This is a genomic window from uncultured Brachyspira sp. (assembly GCF_944390845.1).
Lineage (GTDB): Bacteria > Spirochaetota > Brachyspiria > Brachyspirales > Brachyspiraceae > Brachyspira > Brachyspira pulli.
The window spans coordinates 1-9,366 of the sequence record NZ_CALXRM010000100.1 but is presented as its reverse complement, the minus strand read 5'-3'; the positions used below and the strand labels follow the sequence as shown (position 1 = coordinate 9,366).

The 9,366-nt window shown below is 26.7% G+C and carries 7 protein-coding genes and 1 pseudogene; all 8 read left to right on the top strand.

Annotated elements, in window-relative coordinates:
* The first annotated feature begins 354 nt into the window (after positions 1 to 354).
* Entirely contained in the window at positions 355 to 1,329 is a 975-nt protein-coding gene (gene galT, locus Q0K52_RS13780) for a galactose-1-phosphate uridylyltransferase (RefSeq protein WP_297300422.1), read from the top strand.
* Complete coding sequence (locus Q0K52_RS13775) at positions 1,330 to 2,325, top strand: glycosyltransferase (RefSeq protein ID WP_297300420.1); 996 nt, start codon at positions 1,330 to 1,332, stop codon at positions 2,323 to 2,325.
* A 154-nt stretch (positions 2,326 to 2,479) separates the two neighbouring features.
* Entirely contained in the window at positions 2,480 to 2,905 is a 426-nt protein-coding gene (locus Q0K52_RS13770; protein WP_297300418.1) for a hypothetical protein, read from the top strand.
* A 138-nt stretch (positions 2,906 to 3,043) separates the two neighbouring features.
* Positions 3,044 to 3,721, top strand: coding sequence for a (d)CMP kinase (gene cmk, locus Q0K52_RS13765; RefSeq protein WP_297300416.1), 678 nt, complete (start codon positions 3,044 to 3,046; stop codon positions 3,719 to 3,721).
* A gap of 44 nt (positions 3,722 to 3,765) precedes the next feature.
* On the top strand, positions 3,766 to 5,430 hold the full coding sequence (locus Q0K52_RS13760; RefSeq protein WP_297300414.1) for a S1 RNA-binding domain-containing protein: 1,665 nt from the start codon (positions 3,766 to 3,768) through the stop codon (positions 5,428 to 5,430).
* Positions 5,431 to 5,526: 96 nt separating this feature from the next.
* On the top strand, positions 5,527 to 6,735 hold the full coding sequence (locus Q0K52_RS13755) for a glycosyltransferase (protein WP_297300412.1): 1,209 nt from the start codon (positions 5,527 to 5,529) through the stop codon (positions 6,733 to 6,735).
* A gap of 26 nt (positions 6,736 to 6,761) precedes the next feature.
* Positions 6,762 to 7,229, top strand: coding sequence for a hypothetical protein (locus Q0K52_RS13750; RefSeq protein ID WP_297300410.1), 468 nt, complete (start codon positions 6,762 to 6,764; stop codon positions 7,227 to 7,229).
* A 1,373-nt stretch (positions 7,230 to 8,602) separates the two neighbouring features.
* Positions 8,603 to 9,295 (top strand): annotated as a pseudogene (locus tag Q0K52_RS13745) (hypothetical protein); the annotation flags it as partial.
* Positions 9,296 to 9,366: the final 71 nt, after the last annotated feature.

The window sequence follows — 9,366 nt, the reverse complement described above, 5'->3', positions numbered from 1 at the left end:
GTGTTGTGTTGTGTTGTGTTGTGTTGTGTTGTGTTGTGTTGTGTTGTGTTGTGTTGTGTTGTGTTGTGTTGTGTTGTGTTGTGTTGTGTTGTCATTTTGCTCTCTAAATTGTAAAATTTGTATTTATTATAATTCTTTAGATGAAAAAATCAACATAAAATTACTTTAATTTTTTATTTGATATTAATTATTATTTTAAGTTTTAAATATTTTTAATAATTTTATATTTTTAAATTATAGATATTTTATGTATTGTTTATTATCAAAAAAGGTATATAATACATTTATATTAAAAAAGAAATAATGATATTAAAATATATTAATGAAATATAAATTAAAATAGGAGAAATAAATATGGCAGAATTGCGTTATAATCCATTACTTGGAGATTATGTTATGATAGCTAGTCATAGGCAGGCACGTCCTCAAATGCCTAAAGATTATTGTCCGTTTTGTCCTGGAAGCGGAAAAGTTCCAGATAGTTATGATGTTCTTAAATATGATAATGACTTTCCAGCATTATCTTTTGAGCCGCCTTATCCAGATGAGGTAGATAATGGTAAATTATTTAGAACAGCTCCATCAATTGGTAAGTGTGAAGTTATATTATATTCTCCAGACCATACAACTACATTACCAGAACTTCCAGTTGACCATATAGCTAAATTAGTTGCTTTATGGCAGGAAAGAATGAAAGCTATAGCAGAAAACAAAAAAATTAAATATATTATGCCTTTTGAAAATAAAGGTGAAGTAGTTGGTGTAACAATGCCTCACCCTCATGGTCAAATATATGGTTATAGCTGGATACCTTTAAGAATAAAAAGAAAAATAGAAATGGCTTCTAGCTATTACAATGTTAATGGAAGATGCTTATTTATGGATATGATAGAGCAGGAATTAGAAGATAACAGAAGAATCATATTTGAAAATGATCATTTTATATGTTTCTTGCCTTTTGCTACAGAATATCCTTATGGTATAATGATAATGCCTAAAAAACAAACTATTTCTATAACAGATTTTGACCAGGCAGAATCTGTGTCTCTTGCTGATGCTCTCAAAAAAGCTACTTCAACATTAGACTTATTATTTGATATGAAATTCCCATATATGATGTGTATGTACAGTGCACCAGTAAATGACGGATTTAATTATAATGATATATGGAATTATCATATAGAGTTTTTCCCGCCTATGAGAAGTAAAGAAAAGCAAAAATTCAATGCTTCATCAGAAACAGGTGCTTGGGCTCCTTGTAACCCTACAAGTCCGGAAGAAATGGCAGCTCAGTTGAGAACAGCATATATTAGATATATGGGAATCTAGGTGCCGTTAAAGATAACAGTAATAATACCACATAGAATTGGTGAAAATATAGAAAAAACACTTGAAGGGGTATATCTATCTAATTACCCTAAGGAATATATTGAAATTTTTCAGGCTGAAGGTACGCATCCTACAGTTCAAAGAAATGAATGTATTAAACAATCTTTAGGAGATATTATATATTTTATAGATAATGATTCTATAGTTAGTGCTGATAATTTAAAAGAGGCTAGTGAAATATTTGAAAAAGATGATAAAGTTGCAATAGTTGGAGGACCTGCAGTACATAGGGTTAGTTCTTTAATAGAAATGTATATAGATAAATGTATGAAATCTTATTATGCGGTTGGCCCTATAGCTAATAGATATAGGGCGAATAATGTTGGTATAAAAGAAGGTACAGACAGAGATGTTATCCTTTGCAATTTATTTGTAAGACGTGATGTAATTTTAAAAGCTGGTCTTTTTAATGAAAATTTGTATCCTAATGAAGAAAATGCTTTAATAGATAAAATACTTTCATTAGGGTACAAATTAATATATGATCCTAAAATATTGGTTGAAAGACCTCCAAGATCTAATCTGAAATTATATATAAAAATGCTTCTTAATTACGGAAGAGGAAGATTTGAACAACTTTTCAGAGATTTCAATACTAAAAATTTAATATTTACTTTACCTGCTTTATTTTCAACTTATATAATTTTAGCACCTATAATGCTTTTATTATATCATTTTTTAAAAGTAAACATAATAAAATTTTATTTTCTTCCATTATATGTTTATGCAATATTAACTTTTTTTGCTGGATTTTTTTCAGCTATTGAAGATAAAGGTATTATAAATAAGCTGCGAGGTATTTTTATATATCCTTTTATGTTTTTTATAACCCATTTTTTCTATGGTTTTGGATTTTTTTATGGTATTCTGAGAATTATTACTAAATTCCGCAGGATTGCTAAATTTTCTATAAAAAAATACAAATCTTTTGGGTAAATTTGTAAATTTTTATTATATATTGATAATTACATATTGTAAAAATAAAAAAAATGTATACCCTTATATGGATTAAAAGATTAGGTTATGAAAAATAATGGGTTTAAAATATGTATTTTGTTTTTTAATTGTATTTACAAGTAATTTATTTTGTATGTATAATTTTCAACTAAATGACACTTTTTATGGATTAAATTTTAATAATGATGGAATTACAGATATTAAAGATATAAAATATGAAGATTACTCTGTTAATTTAACCACTTTAGGTTTTCCAATGCTTAGTTCTTTAGTTGTAGTTCAAAATAAGTTTCCTGTTTTAGATATATTATTAGAATTTTATAGTTTTATAGGGTATAGTGAAGAAGTAAATACTCATATTGATTATTTAAATTTTTTTAGGACTTTGAAAACTATAGAATACTTTTTTATTGATGGTAATGATAATATATCATTTTCTTTTTCATATTCTAGCACAATGAATGTGTGTTATAATTCTATGATAAGGGACTTGTCGGGTTCTTATAGTAAATTTTATATAGATACAAATATATTATTTGGTTTCAATTTTTATATATGATTGCTAATAGTATATATTATTTATTAGAAAATGTTTAAAAATTGTAATAAAGTTTATTTTTTATTGAAATAAATGTTTGCAAATTATAATTATTTATGATATATTGTATAGAAAATGATTTTAATTTAAAGGTTTTAAGTGTCAAGTATATACGAAATAATCACTCTTGATGGTCCTTCAGGGGCAGGAAAAAGTACAATAGCTAAATTAGTAGCAAAAAGATTGTCTTTTAAATATTTAGACACTGGAGCTATGTACAGAGCAGTAACTCTGTATATAATTAAACACAATATTAATATAGATAATAATGATGAAGTCATATCCGCTCTTAATAATTTAAATATTAATTTTGATAACGATGGAAGAATATATTTAGATAATGAAGATGTTACAGAGGCAATAAGAAGTATTGAAGTAGTTAATTTAGTTTCTAAAGTATCTTCTATAAGTGTTGTAAGACAGAATATGGTATCTCTACAAAGAAAGATAGCTGAAGGTGGTAATTATGTAGTAGATGGTAGAGACATAGGAAGTGTAGTCTTTCCTGATTCTAAATATAAGTTTTATATGGATGCTTCTTTAGATGAAAGAGCTAAAAGAAGATATTCTGAAGAAATATCTAAAGGAAAAAATATTACTTATGAAGAAGTTAGAGAAAGTATAAGAAAAAGAGATGAGTTTGACTCTAATAGAGAAGATAGTCCTCTAGTAGTTCCAAAGAATGCTAATATAATAGATACTACAAGTATGACTATTGATGATGTTGTAGAAAAAATCACCAATGTGATTTTTAATATAAAGTCTAATCTAAAATAATTAGATATTTTTAACCTGTCAAAGTACAGGAGGGAGAAAGAAGAATGGAAGAGAATAAAAATCTATCAAATGATGAAATTGAATTTCGTAAAGCTTTGGAGGGTAGCGATAATACCTCTTTGAGCCGAGGAAAAATTATAAAAGGAAAAGTAGTACAATTTGATGATACAGATGTTTTTATAGATTTTGAATCTAAATCTGAAGGTAAAATTAAAAGAAGCGAATTTGATAAAGAACCTGTTATTGGTGAAGAAATAGAAGCTATAGTTTCAGGCGAAGATGATAAAGGTTATGTTATTTTATCTAAAAGTGAAATAGATAAAAGAAAATCTCAAGAATTAATAGATAATGCAGTAAAAAATAGCAGTACAATTACTGGTGTAGTAAAAGAAGTTATTAAAGGCGGATTTAAAGTATCTATAATGGGGCATCAGGCTTTCTGTCCATTTTCTCAAATAGATATAGCAAGAGGAATTAAAGAAGCAGATTATATTGGTAAAGAATATGAGTTCAGAGTAATTAAGAAAAACGGCAGAGATGTTGTAGTATCAAGAAGATCTTTATTGGAAGAAACTCAAAATGCTAGTATAGAAAGTTTCTTAAATAATCTTAAAGAAAATGATATTATTAATGGTAAAGTTAAAAATATAGAAAAATTCGGTGCTTTTGTAGAAATTACACCTGGTTTAGATGGTTTTTTAGCTATACCTAATATGTCTTGGGATAAAGTTGTTAATCCTAAATCTATTATTTCAAAAGGCGATGAAAGAATGTTTAAAGTTCTTTCTGTGGATAAAGAAAAGAAAAGAGTTGATTTAGGTCTTAAACAATTAGATGAAGATCCTTGGAGCAAATTTGTTGAACAATATAAAATTGATGATGTTATACAAGGTGAAGTTACTAATGTTAAAAAATTCGGTGCTTTTGTAAAAGTTGCTGATGGTATAGAAGGACTTGTTCATGTTTCTGATTTAAGTTGGAATTCACATGTTAATAATCCTGCAGATTTCGTTAAGAAAGGTGCTTTCTTAGAATGTAAAATACTTGATATGAATGTTGCTGAGAGAAAACTTACATTAGGATTAAAACAAGTAAAAGAAAATCCTTGGGATACTGTAGAAAAAGACTTCCCAGTAAAATCTGCTGTAAAATGTAAAGTAAAAAGAATAATTAAAAACTTTGCTGTATTTGAACTTCCTAATGGTTTGGAAGGTATATGTGATATAAGCGATTTCGATTGGAGAAACAATATTGTTAACATGAAAGACTATATTAAAGAAGGCGAAGAAGTTAATATGGTTATCATGTCAATAGATAGAGACAAACAAAGAATTAAATTAAGCTACAAACATACTAAAGAAAGTCCTTGGAGATTATTTGAAAAAGCACATCCTCAAGGTTCTATAGTTGATGGTACTGTAAAAGCTATAGTTGATTCTGGTGCTATAATTTCTTTAGAAGATGATTTAGAAGGTTATATGCATGTTTCTCAAGTTGAAATTCCTAAAGGAAGCACTTTAGAAGAAGTTATAAAAGTAGGAGAAACTTATCCATTCGTTGTAAGAGAAGTTAATCAAAGCAAAAGAAGAATTTCTTTATCAAGAAGAGAGTATATGGAAGCTCAAAACAAAAAAGAAACTCAAAATTATATTTCAAAAGCAGAACCTACTTCTTTAACTTATAACCCTTTTGACAATATAAATAATTAATATTTAATATAATTATTCAATTAAAAATCCTAACATTTATTTGTTAGGATTTTTAGTTTATAATGTATTTTTATTTTTTATTGGAGATTGTTTTTTATGGACACTATAAATAACGCGAAACTAAATGAATTGAAGAACGGAAATAAAAGAATAAAAGTAGCTCATATTTCAGATACATATTATCCTAGAACTAACGGTGTTGCAGTTTATGTAGATTCTTGTACTAATTATATGATTAATAAAGGATTTGATGTTATTATACTTGCTGCTCAATATCCAATAGAAGATAAAAGGCCGGAAAGACCTAATGTAAAAATAAAAAGGTTCAGAGCATATCGTTTGTTTTTCACTACAAATAAAGATGAAAGAACTATATATTTCTCTGAAAAGAAAAACATATATAAATTTTTAGATGAAGAGAATCCTGATATTGTATATGTACAGACAGAATTCCTTCTAGGTATTTATGCTTTAAAATGGGCTAAAAAAAATAATAAATTAATAATAATGATAGCACATACTTATTGGGCACCATATATTAAATATTATGCTCCTTATTTGCCTTTAAGTTTTTGTCACTTTTTAGTAAATCATTATTTAAACTGGTATTTTTCGGCTGCTGATATATTAATAACTTCAACTCAGGAAATGGAAGATTTCTTAATAAAAGAGTGTAAGATAAAAAATTCTATATATAGAATGTTTATAGGTATAGATGAAACAGATTTCCAAAACTTTGATAAAGAGAAAGAAAAAGCAGAAATGCTTGAAGTATACCCTAAATTAAAAGATAAAAAGGTATTATTATTTGTTGGAAGAATATGTAAAGAAAAAAATGTAGATTTTCTTTTAAAAGCCATGAAAAAAATATTAGAATATAGAAAAGATGTAGAGCTTCTATTAGTTGGAGGCGGACATTATATGCAATATTATATGGATATGGCTAAATCTTTAGGCATAAGTGAATATACTACATTCTGTGATGCTGTTGAACATTCTAAAATAAGAAAATATTATGCATTATCCGATTTATTTGTTTTCCCTAGTGTAACAGAAACACAAGGGCTTGTGACTACTGAATCATTATATTTAGGAATACCTGTTGTGGCTGTAAGTGCTTTAGGAACTAAGACAGTATTGAAAGGTAATAAAGGCGGATTCTTAGTTGATGAAAATGATGTTGAATTTGCTGAAAAAGTTAATTTATTGCTTGATAATAAAGATATATATGAACAGAAAAGAGAGGAGGCTTTGGAAAGAGGTAAGTCTTTGAGTTTTTCTGCTAATTATACTTTATTCTCATAAAATACTAATTTTCTTTAGGTTTTAATATGATTTGTAATAGTAAGATGCAGTCTTTTATAAAAGATATTGATATTTCAAATATTACACCAAAAAATTATTATTCTATATTTGAAAAAGAAAATTCTAATAATGAAAAATATTGGGTGATAAGTAATGAAACAGATTGTACTTTATGTAAAACTGTTTCTGTTGGAAAGAATTTGACAGAATTTGAATGGGATAATAATGAGATATTTATTTCAAATAGTATGGATATTAAAGAAGTTTTTAATCTTGCTTTAAAAATGTTTGTATCTTTAAAAAAAATTCTTGAAGAAAATTATTCATATCAAAAATTTGATTTAGTATTATCTTTATCAGAAAAAGATGATGATGTTGCTCCAAGTGCAAATATAAGATTTTATGCTGTTAGAGATGATTATAGGATAGTAGATATAGAGAATATTGAAAATTATAAATCAGAATCAATTTTAGTAGAATTGGTAAATTTTTAATATTTTATTTATAAAGAATATTATTTATTTTCAATCGTAATATACATAAATAACTATATTTTGTTAAAAATCAATTTATATTTTTGTTTTTATATATGGGGCTTTGCCCGCTGCGAAGCACACGGCGTGCAGCTCTGCGTGCTTACGCAATACCCAGTTCTTTTACGACCAAGGAAGTACTGCGACTGAAAGGAGTACCTTTAGGTATGGCATGCCACAAAGAACCTATATCCTCGACAAGCTCAGATACGCTTCGTGAAAGGCTACATTTGGGCTTTAATTTAATAAATTATCTTACATATAAGATATTTTTAGTATGATTTAGTACTAATTTTTACACTTGCACTTTTTGGTTCTTTGATGAAGTCCGCAGAGCGTATGCGGCGGGAAGAAGAACAATAAAAAAATTGATAAATTTAAAAATTCTTAGTATATACTGAAAATTTTTAAGTTTGTCAACCGATGCACTTTATATAGATATTATCAACTTTTTTACCGCACACGCTCTGCGGACTTCGTCAAAGTAGCTATATCCTCGACAAGCTCGGATACGCTTCGCGAAAACGCAATTGCTAGAACTTTATATTAAAAATATATGTATTAAATGTATGGTATAACCTAGATTTAGACTAAAAATGCAGTTTTTTTGGTTCTTTTATACCAATAAAAGAACTGGGGTATGGGGCAAAGCCCCAGATATAAAAACAAAAATATAAATTTATTTTTGACAAAATATAGTTGTTTAGGTATATATTCTTAAAATATAAAGTTCTAGCAATTGCGTTTTTTGCTACTTTTTTGTGCGGCAAAAAAGTTGATAATATTACATAATGTGCAGTAGTCGGCAAAATGAAATCGTTTCAGTATATACTAAAAAATTTTTAACTTTGTCAATTTTTTGTTGTTCTTTTTCTCGCCGCACGCCATACCTAAAAGGCACTTCCTTCAGTTGCAGGCGGACAGCGTCAAAGAACCAAAAAGTGCAAATATAAAATTAGTATTAAATCATACTAATTATGTTTGACATGTAAGATAAATTACTAAATTTAAGTCGAAATGCAGCCTTTCACGAAGCGTATCCAAGTTTATCGAGGATATAAGCTTCTTTGTGGCAATACTTACAGTACTTCCTTCGGTCGTAAAAGAACTGGGGTGTTGCGTAAGCACGCAGATCTGCACTCTGTGTGCTTCGCAGTGGGCAAAGCCCCAAATATAAAACCAAAACATAAATTTATTTTTGACAAAATATAATTGTTTAGGTATATATAATTTATAAAATATAACTATTTTAAGTATTTACTTTACAATTTATAATTATAGGTTATAATCCATTTTTAAGTATTTATAAAAATACCTATAAGGGGTTATGAAAAATGTCTGAAAATAAGTTAATTAATTCGAACAGTAAAAAAATAATGTATTTTATATTAGTATTTGTACTAATGATAATTTCTTCTATTCCAGCAAATGTATATATATTATTATTTGATACTACATACGATCTTGAAAAATTAATTTACAATATGATTTTTAATAGTTTTTATTTTCAAGTTTTTTACTTTTTTTGTTATTCATTTTTATTTAGTGTAAACAGCAATTTTGAAAATGTTAATAAAAGAACAATACTAATAACGTTTTTATCATTTTTACTTTTATTTTTGCTTAGCATATTTACTTCAGCACCATTAAAAGATTCAATACCTGATATGCTTAATTTTTTTATGTCTAATATAATGATTAATAAAAGTATATTATCTTCTATAGTCTTTTTTATTATAATACTTTTATCTGATAATAATTTTAATATAAAAAATAATACATATAATAGTTTTACTAAGCTAGGAGATATAATTGTATTTTCTACAATAGCTGCAATTATTGCATTTGTATTTTGGGTATTTATTGCTTTTTTATATAATAAATTTATTTTTAGAACTAATATAGCACCTGATTTTGAATCATTAATTGAAAAACTTCTTTTTACGTCTATTGTATTTGTTTTTTCTATAATACCTTTTATAATTTTCTTTGTGCAAAAGAGATTTAAAACTGTTTTATCAGTATATACCTAAACAACTATATTTTGTCAATTTTCAAACAGATGAAAGTTCTCTGCTAATGCTATTGATAATTCATG

Coding starts and splice junctions, on each gene's coding strand:
- galT (WP_297300422.1), top strand. CDS start 355: ATGGCAGAATTGCGTTATAATCCATTACTTGGAGATTATGTTATGATA.
- Q0K52_RS13770 (WP_297300418.1), top strand. CDS start 2,480: ATGTATAATTTTCAACTAAATGACACTTTTTATGGATTAAATTTTAAT.
- Q0K52_RS13760 (WP_297300414.1), top strand. CDS start 3,766: ATGGAAGAGAATAAAAATCTATCAAATGATGAAATTGAATTTCGTAAA.
- Q0K52_RS13755 (WP_297300412.1), top strand. CDS start 5,527: ATGGACACTATAAATAACGCGAAACTAAATGAATTGAAGAACGGAAAT.
- Q0K52_RS13750 (WP_297300410.1), top strand. CDS start 6,762: ATGATTTGTAATAGTAAGATGCAGTCTTTTATAAAAGATATTGATATT.